General features: G+C 75.0%; 3 protein-coding genes. All 3 read left to right on the top strand.

What is annotated here, in order from left to right; all coding sequences use genetic code 11:
- Window positions 1–62 precede the first annotated feature (62 nt).
- Window positions 63–11129 (top strand): type I polyketide synthase, encoded by an 11067-nt coding sequence (locus ABZX96_RS31320; RefSeq protein WP_355550910.1) that lies wholly within the window; start codon window positions 63–65, stop codon window positions 11127–11129.
- Window positions 11130–11162: 33 nt separating this feature from the next.
- Window positions 11163–16889, top strand: coding sequence for an SDR family NAD(P)-dependent oxidoreductase (locus ABZX96_RS31315; protein WP_355550908.1), 5727 nt, complete (start codon window positions 11163–11165; stop codon window positions 16887–16889).
- A gap of 194 nt (window positions 16890–17083) precedes the next feature.
- The coding region (locus ABZX96_RS31310) for a beta-ketoacyl synthase N-terminal-like domain-containing protein (protein ID WP_355550906.1) at window positions 17084–20015 on the top strand (2932 nt) is incomplete at its 3' end.

Here is a 20015-nt window from a genome sequence, read left to right as displayed (position 1 = left end):
GTTCGTACCGCACCCTTGCCGTATTCCGGTAGGTCTTCGCGCAAGGGTGAGGAACGAATTCGGTGACGACCAACGAGGACAAGCTCCGCTATTTCCTGAAGCGCGTCACCGCAGATCTCCAGGAGACCCGGCGGCGTCTTCGCGACCACGAGGACGCCGCCGGCGAACCCATCGCCATCGTCGGCATGAGCTGCCGCTACCCGGGCGGCGTCAATTCCCCGGAAGAGCTGTGGGAGTTGGTCTCCGAAGGCCGGGACGCGGTCACCCCGTTCCCCGAGGACCGCGGCTGGGACCTGGACGCGCTCTACGACCCGGACCCGGAGCACCGGGGCACCAGCTACTCCCGTGAGGGCGCCTTCCTGAGCGACCTGGCGCGGTTCGACGCCGGGCTGTTCGGGATCTCGCCGCGCGAGGCGCTGGCCATGGACCCGCAGCAGCGGCTGCTGCTGGAGGCGTCCTGGGAGCTGTTCGAGCGCGCGGGCATCGACGTCACCACGCTCGCCGGAAGCCGGACCGGCGTGTTCGCCGGCGTCATGAACCACGAGTTCCTGGCCGCCCTGCAGAACGCCCCCGAGGACCTGGAGGGGTACCTCGGCACCGGCAGTTCGGGCAGTGTGGCCTCCGGCCGCATCGCCTACACCTTCGGTCTTGAGGGCCCGGCGGTGACGGTCGACACCGCCTGCTCGTCCTCGCTCGTCGCCCTCCACCTGGCCGTTCAGGCACTGCGCAACGGCGAGTGCGAGCTGGCCGTCGCGGGCGGCGTCACGGCGATGGTCGGGCCCGCCACCTTCATCGGCTTCAGCCGTCAGCGCGGGCTCGCCCCCGACGGGCGCTGCAAGGCGTTCGCGGCCGGTGCGGACGGCACGGGCTGGGGCGAGGGCGTGGGCCTGCTGCTGGTGGAGCGGCTGAGCGATGCCCGTCGGAACGGGCACGAGGTGCTGGCGGTCGTCCGCGGCTCCGCCGTCAACCAGGACGGCGCGTCGAACGGCCTGACGGCGCCCAACGGCCCGTCCCAGCAGCGCGTGATCCGCCAGGCGCTGGCCGCCGCGAAGCTGACCGCCGGACAGGTGGACGCGGTGGAGGCGCACGGCACGGGCACCAGGCTCGGCGACCCGATCGAGGCGCAGGCGCTGCTCGCCACCTACGGGCGGGAGCGGTCCGAGGACCGGCCGCTGTGGCTCGGCTCGATCAAGTCCAACATCGGGCACACCCAGGCGGCGGCCGGTGTGGCCGGCGTCATCAAGATGGTCATGGCCATGCGCAACGACGCGCTGCCCCGGACCCTGCACGTGGACGAGCCCACCCCGCACGTCGACTGGTCGGCGGGCGGCGTCCGGCTGCTGACCGAGTCCGTGCCGTGGCCGGGTAACGGCGAGCCGCGCCGCGCCGCCGTCTCGTCGTTCGGCATCAGCGGCACCAACGCGCACACGATCATCGAAGAAGCCCCGGCGGCCGAAGAGTCGCCGGAAGAGCACCCGGCGGAGGACGGCTCCGCGGGGGAGAGCCCGGCGGCAGACCTGCCCGCCGGGAACGGTAAGGGGGACGCGCCGGCGACGGCCGGTGCGTCGGACGCCGGTCCGGCCGCGGAGAACCCCGGCGGCACCGGCACGGGGCGGACCTCCGGGACCACCGGAGACACCGCTCCGCCCACCCCCACCGGCCCGCTCCCCTGGGTCCTGTCCGGCCGGACGGAATCGGCCCTGCGGGCCCAGGCCGCCCGCCTGCTGCCGCACGTCGAGTCGCTGACGGGCGCGGGCGGTGAGGAGGCCCCCGCCCCCCTCACCGACCTCGCCTACTCCCTGGCCGCCACCCGCGCCGCCCTCGAACACCGCGCCGTGGTGGTGGGCGAGACGGCCGCCCAGCTCGCGGACGGCCTGCGCGCCGTGGCCGCGGGCGAGACCGCGCCGGGCGTGCTGAGCGGCCACACGGCCGGGAAGGGCCGGGTCGGGTTCCTGTTCTCGGGGCAGGGTTCGCAGCGCTCCGGCATGGGCCGGGAGCTGTATGCCGCGTACCCGGCCTTCGCCGCCGCGTACGACGAGGTGTGTGCGCACCTGGACATCGCCGTGGACGCGGATGACCTGTCCCAGACCGGGGTGACGCAGCCCGCGCTGTTCGCCATCGAGGTGGCGTTGTTCCGGCTGCTGGAGTCGTGGGGCATCCGGCCGGATTACGTGGCCGGGCACTCGGTGGGCGAGATTGCGGCGGCGCACGTCGCGGGGGTGCTGTCCCTGGCCGATGCGGCGAAGCTCGTCTCCGCGCGGGCGTCGTTGATGCAGGCGCTGCCGTCCGGTGGCGCGATGATCGCGATTCAGGCGACGGAGGATGAGGTCCTGCCGCACCTGACGGACGGGATCGGGATCGCGGCGCTCAACGGCCCCCGCTCGGTGGTCGTCTCGGGCGACGAGGCGGGCGTCACGGCGGTGGCCGAGCACTTCTCCGCTCAGGGCCGTAAGACCTCCCGCCTGAAGGTCAGCCACGCGTTCCACTCGCCGCTGATGGACCCGATGCTGGACGAGTTCGCGGCCGTGGCGCGCGGTCTGACGTACGCCGAGCCGACCATCCCCGTCGTCTCCAACGTCACGGGCGCGCTCGCCGAGCCCTACACCGCCGACTACTGGGTCCGGCACGTCCGGGACGCCGTCCGCTTCGCCGACGGCGTGCGCACCCTGCACGAGCACGGCGTCACCACCTTCGTCGAGATCGGCCCCGGCGGCGTGCTCAGCGCCCTCGCCCAGGGCTGCCTGGAGGACGCCGACGCGCTCACCGTCCCCGTGCTGCGCGCCGACCGCCCGGAACCGGACGCGCTCACGACGGCGATCGGCGAACTCCACGCCCACGGGGTCAGCCCCGACTGGGCCGCCTACTTCCCCGGCGCCCGCCGCGTCCCGCTGCCCACGTACGCGTTCCAGCGCGAGCGGTACTGGATCGCGCCCGCCCCCGGCGCGGGCGACGTGCGCGCGGCCGGGCTGGGCGCCGCCGACCACCCGTTGCTGAGCGCCGCCGTGACGCTGGCCGGTGGCGACGAGCGGTTGCTGACCGGTCGGCTGTCGCTGCGCACGCACCCATGGCTGGCCGACCACGCCGTCCTCGGCAGCGCGCTGCTGCCCGGCACCGCCTTCGTCGAACTGGCCGTGCGCGCGGCCGACGAGGCCGGTTGCGGCACACTGCGCGACCTGACGCTCGAAGCGCCGCTGGTGCTGCCCGAACGCGGCGGCGTCGCGGTACAGGTGTGGGTCGGCGCGGACGACGGCACCGGCCGCCGCCCGCTGACCGTCCACGCGCGCCCGGACGAGGACGCGGACCTGCCCTGGGTCCGGCACGCGAGCGGCTTCGTGGCGGAGGCCGCGTCGGACTCCGTGGAGCCGCTGCCCGCCGCCTGGCCTCCGGCCGGTGCCGAGCCGGTGTCGCTGGACGGTTTCTACGAGCGGCTGCACGGGCTCGGCCTGGAGTACGGGCCGGCGTTCCGCGGCCTGCGCGGCGTGTGGCGCGCGGGCGAGGAGATCCACGCCGAACTCGCCCTCCCGGACGGCACGGACGCGGACGCCTTCGTGCTGCACCCCGCCCTCCTGGACGCCGCGCTGCACGCGCTCGCGGCGGGCGGGGACGGCCGGGAGGACGACCCGGAGCGGTCCGGGGAGGCTGACGGTCCGCTGCTGCCCTTCGCGTGGTCCGGCGTGACCGTACGGGCCACCGGCGCGGCCACCGTCCGCGTACGGCTGACCCCGGCCGGTCCTGACGCTTACGCGCTCCTGGTGGCCGACGCCGCCGGGGAGCCCGTCGCCACCGTCGAGGAACTGACCCTCCGCCGGATCGCCGCACACCAACTCCGCGAGCAGGCGGGGGAGGGGACGGCGGACGACGCGCTGTACGGGGTGGAGTGGGTGCGGCTGCCCGCGCCGACGGAGGAGGGCACGGGCTCCCTGTCCGTCATCCGGTTCCCCGACGTCGCCGCGCTGATGGACGCCGAGCAGCCGTTGCCGGAGAGCGGCGCCGTGGTGGTGCCCTGCCCGGACGTGGTGCCCTGCCAGGACGGCGAGGCCGCACCCGGGCCCGATGGCGCGGACTCCGGCACGCTCACCGAGGCCGCGCGGGTCCGCGCCGTCACCGCCGAGGTGCTGCGGCTGCTTCAGTGGTGGCTGGCCGAGGACCGCGCGGACGCCCGCCTGGTGCTGCTCGTCCGTGGCGACGACCTCGCCCACGCGGCGGCCGGCGGCCTGATCCGCTCGGCGCAGTCGGAGCACCCGGACCGCGTCCTGCTGCTGGAAGCCGGGCCGGAGACAGCCGGTGACGAGGACGGCCCGGCAGGGGCCGGAGACGTCCCGGACGAGCTGGTCGTCGCCGCCGTACGCACCGACGAGCCCCGGGTGGCCGTGCGGGACGGCGAGCTGTACGCCCCGCGCCTGACCCGGATGGCGGCGCAGGCCCCCGCGGACGCCGACGAGGGCCGCCCAAAGACCCCCGTCCTCCAAGGCACCGTCCTCCTCACCGGCGCCTCCGGCGCGCTGGGCCGCCACCTCGCCCGCCACCTCGTGTCCGAACACGGCGTACGTTCCCTGCTGCTCGTCAGCCGCCGGGGCGCGGCGGCGGACGGCGCCGACGAGCTGACCGCCGAACTGGCCGCAGCCGGCGCCGAGGTGACCTGGGCCGCCTGCGACGTCGCCGACCGCGACGCGCTCGCCGAGGTGCTGCGCCGCACCCCGGTCGACGCCGTGGTGCACACGGCGGGCGTGCTGGACGACGGCGTGCTGCACGCGCTCACCCCGGACCGCCTGGACACCGTCCTCACGCCCAAGGTCGACGCGCTGTTCACCCTCGACGAGCTGACCGGCGACCGGACGCCGCTCGTCGTCTTCTCGTCCGTCGCCGGTGTGCTCGGCAACCCCGGGCAGGCCAACTACGCGGCGGCCAACTCCTTTGCCGACGCCTTCGCGCACCGGCGCCGCGCCGCCGGGCGGCCGACGCTCTCGCTGGCCTGGGGGCTGTGGGAGCAGGACGGCGCGATGGCGGACGCGCTCGGCGCGGCCGACCGGTCGCGCATGGCGCGCGGCGGCGTGCTCCCGCTGTCCACCGAGGACGGCCTGCGGCTGTTCGACGCCGCGCTGACCGGGGACGCGGCGGTGGCCGTACCGGTCCGTCTGGACACGGCGGGCCTGCGCCGCCAGCCCGCCTCCGCCGTCCCCGCCCCGCTGCGCGGCTTCGCCCGCGCCGTCCCGGCCCGGCGCGCCGCCGCCCGGGCGGCCGGGGCCGGAACGCCGTTCGACCGGTTCGCCGGGCTGCCCCCGGAGGAGCGGTTGGCGGCCGTGCGGGACGTGGTGTGCGCGGAGGCCGCAGCCGTGCTCGGCCACGCCTCGGCCCGCGCCATCGACCCCACGCACCCCTTCCAGGGCCTGGGCTTCGACTCGCTGACCGCCGTCGAACTGCGCAACCGCCTCCACCAGGCCACCGGCCTGCGCCTGTCCGCCACCCTCGTCTTCGACCACCCCACCCCGGACGCGCTCGCCCGGCACCTGGCGGCCGAACTCTTCGGGGCGGACGGGGAGACGGCGCCGGCCATCACGCGGCAGGCACCGGCCCTTGAGGACGACCCCATCGCCATCGTCGGCATGAGCTGCCGACTGCCCGGCGGCGTGCGCTCCCCCGAGGAGCTGTGGGACCTGGTGCGGTCCGGCCGCGACGGCATCACCGGCTTCCCCGACAACCGGGGCTGGGACCTCGACGCCCTCTACGACCCCGACCCGGCGCACCTCGGCACGTCGTACACCGCGCACGGCGGCTTCCTGCACGAGGCCGACCGGTTCGACGCCGGGTTCTTCGGGATCTCGCCGCGCGAGGCGCTGGCCATGGACCCGCAGCAGCGCCTGCTGCTGGAGACGGCGTGGGAGACCTTCGAGCGCGCCGGGATCGACCCGGCGACCCTGCGCGGCAGCCGGACCGGCGTCTTCACCGGCCTGATGTACCACGACTACGGGCAGGGGACCGGTGAACTGCCGGACGGCGTCGAGGGCCTGCTCACCACCGGCGGCTCCGGCAGCGTCGCCTCCGGCCGCCTCTCCTACACGTTCGGTCTTGAGGGCCCGGCCGTGACGGTGGACACCGCCTGCTCGTCCTCGCTCGTCGCCCTGCACCTGGCCATCCAGGCGATCCGCAACGGCGAGTGCGAGATGGCGCTCGCCGGTGGCGTCACCGTCATGGCGAGCCCCACCGTGTTCGTGGAGTTCAGCCGCCAGCGCGGGCTGTCACCGGATGGGCGCTGCAAGGCGTTCGCGGCCGGTGCGGACGGCACGGGCTGGGGCGAGGGCGTGGGCCTGCTGCTGGTCGAGCGGCTGAGCGAGGCCCGCCGGAACGGGCACCCGGTGCTGGCCGTCGTCCGTGGATCGGCCGTCAATCAGGACGGTGCGTCGAACGGCCTGACGGCGCCGAACGGGCCGTCGCAGCAGCGGGTGATCCGGGCGGCGCTGGCGTCGGCCGGGCTGTCGGCCTCCGATGTGGACGCCGTCGAGGCCCACGGCACGGGCACCACCCTCGGCGACCCGATCGAGGCCCAGGCGCTGCTGGCCACCTACGGGCAGGAGCGCGACGCGGACCAGCCGCTCTGGCTCGGTTCGCTGAAGTCGAACATCGGGCACACGCAGGCCGCCGCCGGTGTCGCGGGCGTCATCAAGATGGTGATGGCGCTGCGGCACGGTGTCCTCCCGCAGACGCTGCACGTGGACGAGCCCACCCCGCACGTGGACTGGTCGGCGGGCGCGGTGCGGCTGCTGACCGAGGCCGTGGAGTGGCCGGCGACGGACCGTCCGCGCCGGGCAGCCGTGTCCTCGTTCGGCGTCAGCGGCACCAACGCGCACACGATCATCGAGCAGGCGCCGACGGACGCCGAGCCGGTTCCGTCGGGCACGGTTGAGCCGGTCTCGTCGGGAACGGATGCGCCCGTCTCATCGAACGCCGACGAGCAGGCCCCGGCGCCCGCCGAAGCCGAACCCGCGGACCTCGACACCGTGCCCTGGATGCTGTCCGGCAAGTCGGAAGCCGCCCTGCGCTCCCAGGCCGCCCGCCTGGCAGCCCTCCTGGAGTCGGCGGAAACCGGCGGCGACCGCCGACCGGCCCTCGCCGACCTCGCCTTCTCCCTGGCCACCACCCGGGCGGCCTTCGACCACCGCGCCGTGGTCGTCGCCGACCAGCCCGGCACCTTCCGCCGCGCCCTGACCGCCCTCGCGCAGGGCACCACCCCGCCCGAGGCCGTCACCGGCACCGCCCGCACCAGCGGCAAGGCCGTCTTCGTCTTCCCCGGGCAGGGCTCCCAGTGGGCGGGCATGGCCGTCGAGATGCTGCGCACCTCGCCCGTCTTCCGCGAGCGGATCGAGGAGTGCGAACGCGCCCTCGCCCCGCACGTCGACTGGTCGCTGACCGAGCTGCTGCGCCAGGAGGACGAGATCCCGGCCGAGCGCGTGGACGTGCTCCAGCCGGTGCTGTGGGCCGTGACGGTCGCGCTGGCCGCCGTGTGGAAGGCGTACGGGGTCACGCCCGCCGCCGTCATCGGGCACTCGCAGGGCGAGGTGGCCGCGGCGGTGGTCGCGGGCGCGCTGTCCCTGGAGGACGGCGCCCGCGTCGTCGCCCGCCGCAGTCACGCGGTGCGCGGCCTCCAGCGGCGCGGCGGCATGGCCTCGGTGACGCTGCCGGAGGAGCAGGCCCGCGACCTGCTCGACCGGTGGGCGGGACGGCTGGGCATCGGCGCCGTCAACGGCCCCGGCTCGGTCGTCGTCTCCGGTGACCTCGACGCGCTGGACGAACTCCTCGCGCACTGCGCCGAGCACCAGATCCAGGCCCGCCGCGTCGCCGTGGACTACGCCGCGCACTCCCCGCAGATCGAACAGGTCGAGGAGGACGCCCGCGCGGGCTTCGCCGGGGTCACCCCGCTCGCCGACGCGGCCCCGTTCTACTCCACGGTGACCGGCGCGGCCCTGGCGACCGAGGAGCTCGACGCCGGGTACTGGTACCGCAACATGCGCCAGACCGTCCGCTTCCACGACGCGATCGGCGCCGCGCTGGACGCCGGGCACGATGTGTTCATCGAGGTCAGCCCGCACCCCGTCCAACTGACCGGCGTGCAGGACGCCATCGAGGCCGCGGGCGCCGACGCGGTGGTCGTGCCCACGCTGCGGCGCGGTGACGGCGGCCGGCGGCGGTTCCTGCTCTCGCTCGGCCAGGCCCACGCGCACGGCGTCGGAGTGGACTGGCGCCCGGCGCTGCCCGGCGCGCGGGCCGTCGACCTGCCGACGTACGCGTTCCAGCACGAGCGGTACTGGCTCGACGCCGGACCGGTCACCGGCGACGTGCGCGCGGCGGGCCTCGGCCCGGCGGACCACCCGCTGCTCGGTGCCGCCGTCGAACTGCCCGACGCGGGCGGCCACCTGCTCACCGGACTGCTGTCGCTCCAGACGCACTCCTGGCTCGCCGATCACGCGGTGCTGGGCACCGTCCTGCTGCCGGGCACCGCCTTCGTCGAACTGGCCGCCCACGCGGCGGCCGAGACCGGCTGCGCCCTGATCGACGAACTCACCCTGCACGCCCCGCTGATCCTTCCCGAACGAGGCGGCGTCGCCCTTCAGGTCCTGGTCGGCGCGCCCGACGAGGCGGGCCGCCGTCCGCTGAGCGTGCACTCGCGGGCCGAGGAGGGGCCGTGGGTGCGCAACGCGTCGGGTGCGCTGGCGAGCGCCGACTCTGTGGCCTTGGAGCCTGTTGCGGACGGGGCCTGGCCGCCGGCCGGTGCCGAGCCGGTCGCGCTGGAGGGCTTCTACGACGGCCTGGCGGACCTGGGCTTGCAGTACGGCCCCCTGTTCCAGGGCCTGCGTGCCGTCTGGCGGCACGAAGACGGTGTCTACGCCGAACTGGCCCTCCCTCAGGACGGCGCCGACGCGGGCGCGTACGGCATCCACCCCGCCCTGCTCGACGCGGCGTTGCACGCCCTCGGCGCGGGCGACCTGCTCCCGGCCGCCGACGGCCCGTTGCTGCCCTTCGCCTGGTCCCGGGCCGCGGTGCACGCGACCGGAGCCGGCACCCTGCGCGTACGGCTGGCCCCGGCCGAGGACGGCGCGGTCTCGCTGACCGCGACGGACGACGCAGGCCGCCCGGTCGTCTCGGTCGAGTCGCTGACGCTGCGCGCGGTGGCGGCGGACCAGCTCCGTGGCCGCGCCCGGGACTCCCTGTTCACGGTGGAGTGGTCCGCGCTCACCGCCCCGGCCACCCCGGCCACCGCGACGGCCCGCGACTGGAGCGTGCGGCTGTGCACGGACATTCCGGAGCTGTTGGCCGATCCGGCCGGGGCGGTGTCCCCTGAGGCGGACGCGGACCCGGAGGCGTACGCGCTCGCCGTCCTGCTGCCGGGTGCGGACACCGCGCCGGACGAGCCGGAGGCACGGCGGGTGCACCACGTCCTCGCCGAGGTGCTGGACCTGCTGCGCTGGTGGCTGGCCGAGGAGCGCCCCGGCCGCCTGGTGCTCGTGACCCGGGGCGCGGTCGCCACCGGGGCCGGTGCGGACGACGCGTCGGTGCCCGACCCCGTGCAGGCGGCGGTGTGGGGCCTGGCCCGGTCCGCCCAGTCGGAGAACCCGGACCGCGTCGTGCTCCTGGACGCCGACCCCCGGGCCGGCACGGAGACCGACGCCCTCCTCCAGACCCTCCCCGCCCTCCTCACCCAACTCACCGACGCCGACGAACCGCAGGCCGCCGTACGCGGCGACGCCCTGCTCGTCCCCCGGCTCGCCCGCCCCACCCAGGGCGCGGAGGCGCAGGCCGCCGTGGACTTCGGCGACGGCGCGGTGCTGCTCACCGGCGCCTCCGGCGCCCTGGGCGCCCTGGTGGCCCGCCACCTGGTCACCGAGCACAAGGTGAGCCGCCTGCTGCTCGTCAGCCGCCGTGGTGCGGAGGCGGACGGCGCCGCCGAACTGGAGGCGGAGCTGACGGCCGCAGGCGCCGAGGTGACCTGGGCGGCCTGCGACGTGGCCGACCGGGACGCCCTGGCCGAGGTGCTGGCGAGCGCACCGCCCGTCAGCGCGATCGTCCACACCGCCGGTGTCCTCGACGACGGCCTGGTCGCCTCCCTCACCCCGGAGCGCCTGGCCACCGTCCTGCGCCCGAAGGTGGACGCCGTCCGCAACCTGGAGGAGCTGGCAGGCGGCAGCGACCTGACCGCCTTCGTCCTCTTCTCCTCCCTCGCGGGCACCCTCGGCACCCCCGGCCAGGCCAACTACGCCGCCGCCAACGCCTACCTGGACGCCTTCGCCCAGCGCCGCCGCGCCGAGGGGCGGCCGGTGACCTCGCTCGCCTGGGGCCTGTGGCAGCGGACCGGCACCATGACGGGGGAGATGGGCGACTCCGACCGGACCCGGCTCGCCCGGGGCGGCGTCACCCCGCTCTCCGACACCGAGGGCCTGGAACTCCTGGACGCCGCCCTCGCCTCCGGACACGCCCTGGCCGTCCCCGCCCGGCTCGACCTCCCGGCCCTGCGCAACGCCGGCACCCCCGTGCCCACGCTGCTCAGGACGCTGGTCGGCACGGGCACCCGCCGCCCCGCCCCAAGCGGATCCAGTGCGGCCGTCCCCCTGACGCAGCGGCTGGCGGGCCTGACCGAGGACGAGCGCGCGGAGGCGGTGCTCGACCTCGTCCGAGGGGAGGTGGCCGCCGTGCTCGGGCACGGTTCGGCGACGGCGGTCCAGCCGGACCGCGCCTTCCAGGAGCTGGGCTTCGACTCGCTGACCGCCGTGGAACTGCGCAACCGGCTCAACCAGGCCACCGGCCTCCGGCTGCCCGCCACGCTCGTCTTCGACCACCCGACGCCCACGGCCCTCGCCCAGCGGGTCCTCAAGGACCTGCCCGGCGACCCGGGACAGGCCTCCGTCTTCGACGAGATCGACCGGCTCGCGGACGCGCTGGCCACCGCCGAGGCGGACGCCGGGACCGACAACGTCACCCGGACCAGGATCACCATGCGGCTCCAGGTTCTGCTCGCCCGCTGGACCGGGGAGCAGCCGACGGATCGCGACGACCACAGCGGAGCCGAGGACGACGACCTCAGCTCGACGAGCGACGACGAGCTGTTCGAGCTGCTGGACGAAGAGCTCGGCGGCTCCTGAACCGCGCAGGCCGTGAGGAGCGGGCAGCACACGATGAACGGCGGGCAGCACATGATGAACGAGGACAAACTGCGCGACTACCTCAAGCGCGCCACCACCGACCTGCGGCAGGCCCGCCGGCGCGTGCGCGAGCTGGAGGGCCGGGACCGGGAGCCCATCGCGATCATCGGGATGAGCTGCCGGTTCCCCGGCGGCGTGGAGTCCCCGGAGGACCTGTGGCGGCTGCTCGCCGAGGGCGGCGACGCGATCTCCGGCTTCCCCACGGACCGGGGCTGGGACGTGGACGCCCTCTACGACCCCGACCCCGACCGGCCCGGCAAGGTCACCACCCGGCACGGCGGTTTCCTGCACGACGCCGCCGACTTCGACGCCGAGTTCTTCGGCATCTCGCCGCGTGAGGCCCTCGCCATGGACCCCCAGCAGCGCCTGCTGCTGGAAACGTCCTGGGAGGCGTTCGAACGGGCCGGGATCGACCCGGCGACCCTGCGCGGCAGCAAGACCGGTGTCTTCGCGGGCCTGATGTACCACGACTACGCCTTCCGGACCGGCACCCTCCCCGACGGCCTCGAAGGACTGCTGAGCACCGGCAACTCCGGCAGCGTCGCCTCCGGCCGCGTCGCCTACACCCTCGGCCTCGAAGGCCCGGCGGTGACGATCGACACGGCGTGCTCCTCCTCCCTGGTGGCGCTGCACCTCGCCGTGCAGTCCCTGCGCTCGGGCGAGTGCTCCCTCGCGCTGGCGGGCGGGGCCACCGTCATGGCGGGCCCCAGCTCCTTCGTGGAGTTCAGCCGTCAGCGCGGGCTCGCCCCCGACGGCCGCTGCAAGTCCTTCGCGGCGGCGGCCGACGGCGCGGCCTGGTCCGAGGGCGTCGGCCTGCTGCTGGTCGAACGGCTCTCCGACGCCCGCCGCAACGGCCACCCGGTCCTCGCCGTCGTCCGCGGCTCCGCCGTCAACCAGGACGGCGCCTCCAACGGCCTCACCGCGCCCAACGGCCCGTCCCAGCAGCGCGCCATCCTCCAGGCCCTGGCCAACGCCCAGCTCTCCGCCGAAGAGATCGACGCCGTCGAGGCCCACGGCACCGGCACCAGCCTCGGCGACCCCATCGAGGCCCAGGCCCTGCTGGCCACCTACGGCCAGGACCGCGAACGCCCCCTGCTCCTCGGCTCGGTCAAGTCCAACATCGGCCACACGCAGGCGGCGGCGGGTGTCGCGGGCGTCATCAAAATGGTCCTGGCCATGCGGCACGGCGTCCTGCCCCGCACCCTGCACGTCGACGCCCCCACCCCCCAGGTCGACTGGACGGCCGGCCGCGTCGAGCTGCTGACCGACCCGGCGGACTGGCCGCAGACCGACCACCCGCGCCGCGCCGGTGTCTCCTCCTTCGGGATCAGCGGCACGAACGCACACGTGATCGTGGAGCAGGCGCCGGAGGAGGACGAGAACGAGGAGGCCGGGGACGCCGCCGGTCCGTCGGAGACGGTGACGGTCGCCGCACAGCCGCCCGTCCTGCCGTGGGTACTGTCCGCCAAGACGGAGGCGGCGCTGCGGGCCCAGGCGGCGCGGCTGCTGGGTGCTCTGGACGCGAGCTTCTCGTCCGGTGACGTGGGCTGGTCGCTGGCCACGTCGCGGGCGGCGTTGGATGTGCGCGCCGCCGTGGTGGGAGAGTCGCGCGAGGAACTGCTCGACGGACTCCGGGAGTTGGCGGCCGACAAGTCGTCGGCCGGTGTGGTCATCGGTCGGCCGCGTCCGGGCAAGGTCGGGTTCTTGTTCTCGGGTCAGGGGTCGCAGCGGGTCGGGATGGGGCGTGAGTTGTATGCGTCCTATCCGGTGTTCGCGGCGGCTTATGACGAGGTGTGCGCGCACCTGGACGTGGCCGTGGACGGGGATGATCTGTCGCAGACGGGGGTGACGCAGCCGGCGTTGTTCGCCATTGAGGTGGCGTTGTTCCGGTTGCTGGAGTCGTGGGGTGTGCGGCCGGATTACGTGGCCGGGCATTCGGTGGGGGAGATCGCTGCCGCGCATGTGGCCGGGGTTCTGTCGCTGGCCGACGCCGCGAAGCTCGTCTCCGCGCGTGCCTCGCTGATGCAGGCCCTGCCCTCCGGTGGCGCGATGATCGCGATCCAGGCGACGGAGGACGAGGTCCTTCCGCACCTGACGGAGGACGTCGGTATCGCGGCGCTCAACGGCCCGCAGTCGGTGGTCATCTCGGGTGCCGAGGACGCTGTTACGGCGGTGGCGGAGGTCTTCACCGCTCAGGGCCGCAAGACGTCCCGTCTGAAGGTCAGCCACGCGTTCCACTCGCCGTTGATGGATCCGATGCTGGACGAGTTCGCGGCCATCGCCCGCAGCCTGTCCTACGCCGAGCCCTCGATCCCCGTCGTCTCGAACGTGACAGGGGCGCTGGCCGAGCCGCACACCGCCGATTACTGGGTGCGGCACGTCCGCGAGGCCGTCCGTTTCGCGGACGGGGTGCGCACCCTGCACGACCTCGGCGTGACGACCTTCGTGGAGATCGGCCCCGGCGGTGTGCTGACCGCCCTGGCGCAGGGCTGTCTGCCGGACGAGGACCCGCTCACCGTTCCCGCGCTCCGTACCGACCGCCCCGAGCCGCAGGCGCTGACGACGGCGCTCGCGCAGCTTCACGTCCACGGTGTTTCGCCGGACTGGCGGGCGTTCTTCCCCGGCGCCCAGCGCGTCGAGCTGCCGACCTACGCCTTCCAGCGCGAGCGGTACTGGCTGGAGAGCACGGAAGCGCTCGACGTGTCGGCGGCCGGGCTCGACTCCTCCGATCACCCGCTGCTCGGCGCGGTGGTGGAGCAGGCCGAGGGGCGGGATGTCCTGCTCACCGGCCAGTTGTCGGCGAGCGGGCAGTCGTGGCTGGCGGAGCACACGATCGGCGGGGTGCCGGTCGTGCCCGCGAGCGTCTTCGTGGAGCTGGCGCTGCGCGCGGGCCGGGAGGCGGGGTGCCCGCGTCTCGACCAGCTCGACCTGCTCTCTCCGCTGGTGCTCGCCGATCAGGGCGCCGTCCGCATTCAGGTGCGGGTCGGGGACGGGGACGGAGATCCCGACCGCCGTCCCGTGAGCATCCACAGCCGCGCGGTCGGCGGCGACGCGGAACCGGACGAGCCGTGGACCTGCCACGCCACCGGCACGGTGACGGCGCAGGCCCCGGCGGCGGAGTTCGACCTGGTGGTCTGGCCCCCGGTGGGCGCGGAGCCCGTAACGGACGAGGCGATCGCGGACGCGCTGGCGGACGAGCCGGGCCGGCACTACGGCACCGCGTTCCCGGGGCTGCGCGCGGCGTGGCGCGCGGATGGCGACCTGTATGCCGAGGTGGCGCTGCCGGAGACGGAACGCGGGCGCGCGGACCGTTACGGTCTGCACCCCGCCCTCCTGGAGGCCGCGCTGTGGACCCTCGCCCTGGGGCGCGCGGACGGCGAACCGGCCGCGCTGACGCTGCCGGTGGCGTGGAGCGGTGTGTCGCTGCACGCCACGGGGGCCGGGGTGGTGCGGGTGCACGTCCGTCCGGAAGGGGACGGGGGCGCGTCGGTGGAACTGGCCGACGCGGACGGCAACCCGGTGGCCTCGGTGGACGCCGTACTGAACCGGCCGACGACGGCCCAGCAGGTGCTGGCGTCCCGGGCGCGGGACCGGCGGTGGCTGTTCGAGGTGGTGTGGGAGGAGCAGGATCTCGGTCACGTGCCTGCTGCCGGCTCGAACGGGCCGGGTGCGGACTCCGATGACGGTCCCGGCTGGGCGGTCATCGGCGGACGAGCCGACGACGCTGCGGGCTCCGGCTCCGGGCCGAGCTCCGACGACGGGTTCCTTCGGTTCGCGGACCTGGAGGCGCTGCGTCGGGCCGTGGACGCCGGGACGCCGCTGCCCGCGTACGTCCTCTTCCCCTGCCCGGTGGATGCCGCGGCACCTTCCGGTGACGACGGCGCATCGCAGGACACCGCCGCCGTGACGCGGCGCGCGCTGAGCGCCGTGCTCGCGGTCGTGCAGGACTGGGTGACCGAGGAGCGGTTCGCGGACGCTCGGCTCGTGATCGTCACCCGGGGCGCCGTCTCCTGTGACGGCGCGACGAACGAGGGCGCGGAGCCCGCGCCCGGCCCGGATTTGGCGCACGCCGCCGTGACCGGGCTGGTGAAGTCCGCCCAGTCCGAGCACCCGGGCCGCCTGCTGCTGGTGGACGCGGACGCGGCGGCGGCCGAAAGCTGGGGCCTCACCGGAAACCCCGGAAACCCCGAGGGGACCGCCCCCGCCACCCTGGCCGCCCTCGACGAACCCCAGCTCGCCGTACGCGGCGGCCGGGTCCTCGCCCCCCGCCTGGACCGCATCCCCGCCCCGGAGGCCCCCGCCCCAGCCGAGGACGCCACCACCCCCGCCTGGAACCCCCACGGCACCGTCCTGCTCACCGGCGCCACCGGCGGGCTCGGGCGGTCGCTCGCCCGGCACCTTGTCGCCGAGCGCGGCGCCCGCAGGCTGCTGCTGGTCAGCCGCCGGGGCCGGGCGGCCGACGGCATCGCGGAGCTGTGCGCGGAACTCTCCGCGCTCGGCGCGCACGTCGACGTCGCGGCCTGTGACGTCGCGGACCGCGCGGCCCTGGCCGAGCTGCTGGCGACCATCCCCGCCGAGCACCCGCTCGTCGCCGTCGTCCACGCGGCAGCCGCGCTCGACGACGGCGTGGTCACCGCGCTGGACGCGGCGCGGCTGGACACCGTCCTGCGGCCCAAGGCCGACGGCGCGCTGTACCTGCACGAGTTGACGCGGGACCAAGACCTCGCGGCGTTCGTCCTGTTCTCCTCGCTGGCCGGGGTGCTGGGGAGCGCGGGCGCGGGCGGTTACGCGGCGGGCAACGCGTTCCTGGACGGGCTCGCCGAGCTGCGCCGTGCGGCCGGGCTGCCCGCCACCTCCCTGGCCTGGGGCCTGTGGACCGACAACGGCGGCCTGGGCGACCGGATCTCCGACGCGGACCGAGGCCGCATGGGCCGGGCGGGCATCGCCCCGCTGACCCCCGCCGAAGGGCTCGCGCTCTTTGACGCGGCGGTGGCCGGCGAAACGCCGGTGGCCGTCCCCGTGCGGCTGGACTTCGCGGGCCTGCGGGCGATGGCCCGTTCCGGCATGCTGCCCGCCGTCTTCCGGGGGCTGGTGCCGCAGGCGCGTACCGCCGAGCAGCAGGCGGACGCCGGCCAGGCGCCCGCGTTCGCCCGCCGACTCGCGGGGATGGCGGAGGCCGACCAGGAGAAGGTGCTGCTCGACCTCGTACGCAACCAGGCGGCGGCGGCGCTCAACATCGCCGACCCGTCCCGGATCGAACCCGGCACCGCCTTCCGCGACATCGGCTTCGACTCCCTGACCAGCGTCGAGCTGCGCAACCGGCTCAACGCCGCGACCGGCCTGCGACTCAAGCCCACCCTCGTCTTCGACCACCCGAACCCGCTCGCCATCGCCCGGCTCCTCCACAAGGAACTCGTTCTCGACGTGACGGCCGCCGCGCTGCCGGTGTTCGAGGACCTGGACCGGCTGGAGGCCGGACTCGCCGCGATCGGCACGGGCGGGACGGACGGGGCGGACGACGAGGCCCGCGCCAAGATCACCGCCCGCCTCAAGTCGCTGCTGTGGAAATGGACCGACGGCCACCAGGCCGCCGAGGCCCCGAGCGGCCTCCCCGGCACCGACGACGACCTGGACGACCTCGACGCGGTCACCGACGACGAGATGTTCGACCTCATCGACCAGGAACTCGGCTCCCGCTGATCCGCCACCCGGCCGGGAAGCAGGTCCCACCGACCCGCTCCCCGGCCGGGCGCCCAAGGCCACCGACCCGCTGCCCCGCTCCCCGATCGACGCCGGCCGTCCCGGCCGGGAACGCGAGCTCCATCGCCCGCTTCCCGCCCGCGAACGGGCCCCTCCCACTTCTTCCACCGCACTGCTCACCGAGGACGAAACACATGTCGAACGACGACAAGCTCAGGGACTACCTCAAGCGCGTGATGGTGGATCTGCGCCAGACCCGCCGGCAGCTGGGGGAGTTGGAGGCCAAGGACACCGAGCCGATCGCCATCGTCGGGATGGCCTGCCGCTTCCCGGGCGGCGTGGCATCCCCCGAGGACCTGTGGCGGCTGGTCTCCTCGGGCGCCGACGCGATCTCCCCGTTCCCCACCGACCGCGGCTGGGACATGGAGACGCTCTACGACCCGGACCCCGAGCGGGCCGGTACGACCTATGTCCGCGACGGCGGGTTCCTGCACGACGCGGGCGACTTCGACCCGGCGTTCTTCGGCATCTCGCCGCGCGAGGCGCTGGTCATGGACCCGCAGCAGCGGCTGCTGCTGGCGACCTCCTGGGAGGCGTTCGAGCGGGCCGGGATCGACCCGGCGACCGTGCGCGGCAGCCGCGCCGGCGTCTTCGTCGGCACCAACGGGCAGGACCACGCCTACCTCCAGGAGCGCGGCAACGAGGAGATCGAGTCCCACCTCGTCACCGCCAACACCGGCGCCGTGATCTCCGGCCGCCTCTCCTACACCTTCGGTCTTGAGGGCCCGGCGGTGACGGTGGACACCGCGTGCTCGTCCTCGCTGGTCGCCCTCCACCTGGCCGTGCAGGCGCTGCGGCAGGGCGAGTGCTCCCTCGCGCTGGCGGGCGGCGCCACCGTCATGGCCACCCCCAACACCTTCCTCGCCTTCAGCCGGCAGCGCGGCCTGTCCCCGGACGGCCGCTGCCGCGCGTTCTCGTCCACCGCCGACGGCACCGGCATGTCCGAGGGCGTCGGCATCCTGCTGCTGGAACGCCTCTCCGACGCCCGCCGCAACGGCCACGACGTCCTCGCCGTCGTCCGCGGCTCCGCCGTCAACCAGGACGGCGCCTCCAACGGCCTGACGGCGCCGAACGGCCCCTCCCAGATGCGCGTGATCCAGGCCGCCCTGGACAGCGCCCGCCTGTCCGCCGCGCAGATCGACGCGGTCGAGGCACACGGCACCGCCACCACCCTCGGCGACCCCATCGAGGCCGAGGCCCTGCTCGCGACCTACGGGCAGGAGCACACCGGCGACCAGCCGCTGTGGCTCGGCTCGATCAAGTCCAACATCGGGCACACCCAGGCGGCGGCGGGCGTGGCCGGGATCATCAAGATGGTCATGGCCATCCGGAACGGCGAACTGCCGCCCACCCTGCACGTGGACGAGCCCACGCCGCGGGTGGACTGGTCCGCGGGCGGCGTCCGGCTCCTCACGGAGTCCGTGCCCTGGCCGGAGACCGACCGCCCGCGCCGGGCCGCCGTCTCCTCCTTCGGCGTCAGCGGCACCAACGCCCACACGATCATCGAGCAGGCTCCGGTGGCGACGGAGGAGGAAGCGGACGAGGACGCGGCGCCCGCCCCCGTCCGTTCGGCCGTGGCGCCCGGGGTGGTGCCGTGGGTGCTGTCCGCGCGGAGCGAGACCGCCCTGCGCGAGCAGGCGGCCCGGCTGCTGGCCCTGGTGACGGCGGACGGCGCGGAGCTCCCGGTGACCGACGTCGCCTTCTCGCTGGCCACGACGCGGGCCGCCTGGGAGCGGCGCGCGGCGGTCGTGGGCGGCAGCCTGGACGAACTGGCCGAGGGCGTCCGGGCGTTGGCCTCCGGCACGCCCTCCGCGTCCGTGGTGGAGGGCTCCACCCGGGGCGGCGGCAAGCTGGGCTTCCTGTTCTCGGGGCAGGGGTCGCAGCGGGTGGGGATGGGGCGTGAGCTGTATGCGTCCTATCCGGTGTTCGCGGCGGCTTATGACGAGGTGTGTGCGCGGCTCGATGTGGCCGTGGATGTGGAGGACCTGACGCCGACGGGGGTGACGCAGCCGGCGTTGTTCGCCATCGAGGTGGCGTTGTTCCGGCTGCTGGAGTCCTGGGGCATCCGGCCGGATTATGTGGCCGGGCACTCGGTGGGCGAGATCGCTGCGGCGCACGTCGCCGGGGTGCTGTCCCTGGATGACGCGGCGAAGCTCGTCTCCGCTCGTGCCTCGTTGATGCAGGCGCTGCCGTCCGGTGGGGCGATGGTGGCGATTCAGGCGACGGAGGACGAGGTCCTGCCGCACCTGTCGGAGAGTGTCGGGATCGCGGCGCTGAACGGGCCGCAGTCGGTGGTCATCTCGGGTGCCGAGGACGCTGTCATAGCGGTGGCCGAGCACTTTGCGGCCGAGGGGCGGAAGACTTCGCGTCTGAAGGTCAGCCACGCGTTCCACTCGCCGTTGATGGATCCGATGCTGGACGAGTTCGCGGCGGTGGCGCGCGGGCTGACGTACGCCGAGCCGACGATCCCCGTCGTCTCGAACGTGACGGGTGCGCTGGCCGAGCCCTACACGGCCGATTACTGGGTCCGTCACGTCCGCGAGGCCGTTCGTTTCGCGGACGGGGTGCGCACCCTGCACGACCTGGGCGTCACCACCTTCGTGGAGATCGGCCCCGGTGGCGTCCTCAGTGGGATGGCGCAGGGTTGCGTGCCCGAGGTGGTGGCCGTGCCGCTGCTGCGGGCCGACCGGCCCGAGCCCCGGGCCCTGGCCGCCGCCCTGGCCGAACTGCACGTTCACGGCATCTCGCCCGACTGGCACGCGCTCTTCCCGGGCGCGCGGCGCGTCGAGCTGCCGACGTACGCCTTCCAGCAGCAGCGGTTCTGGCTGGAGACCCCGGTCACCGAGTTCGTCGAGGACCCGGCCGACGCCGAGTTCTGGGCGAGCGTGGAGCGGGAGGACGCGCAGGCGCTGGCCGGCACGCTGGGGCTGAGCGCCGAGGAACTGGACGTCGTCGTGCCGAAGCTGTCCGCGTGGCGGCGGCAGCGGCGCGAGCGGAACGCCGTGGACGGCTGGTCCTACCGCATGACCTGGCAGCCGGTGGGCCGGATGCTGGCGGGGGAGCGGC

The sequence above is a fragment of the Streptomyces sp. NPDC003077 genome (genome assembly GCF_040611095.1).
Lineage (GTDB): Bacteria > Actinomycetota > Actinomycetes > Streptomycetales > Streptomycetaceae > Streptomyces.
Note: the sequence above shows the minus strand (reverse complement) of the source record. Positions and strands in the feature narration are given on the sequence as shown.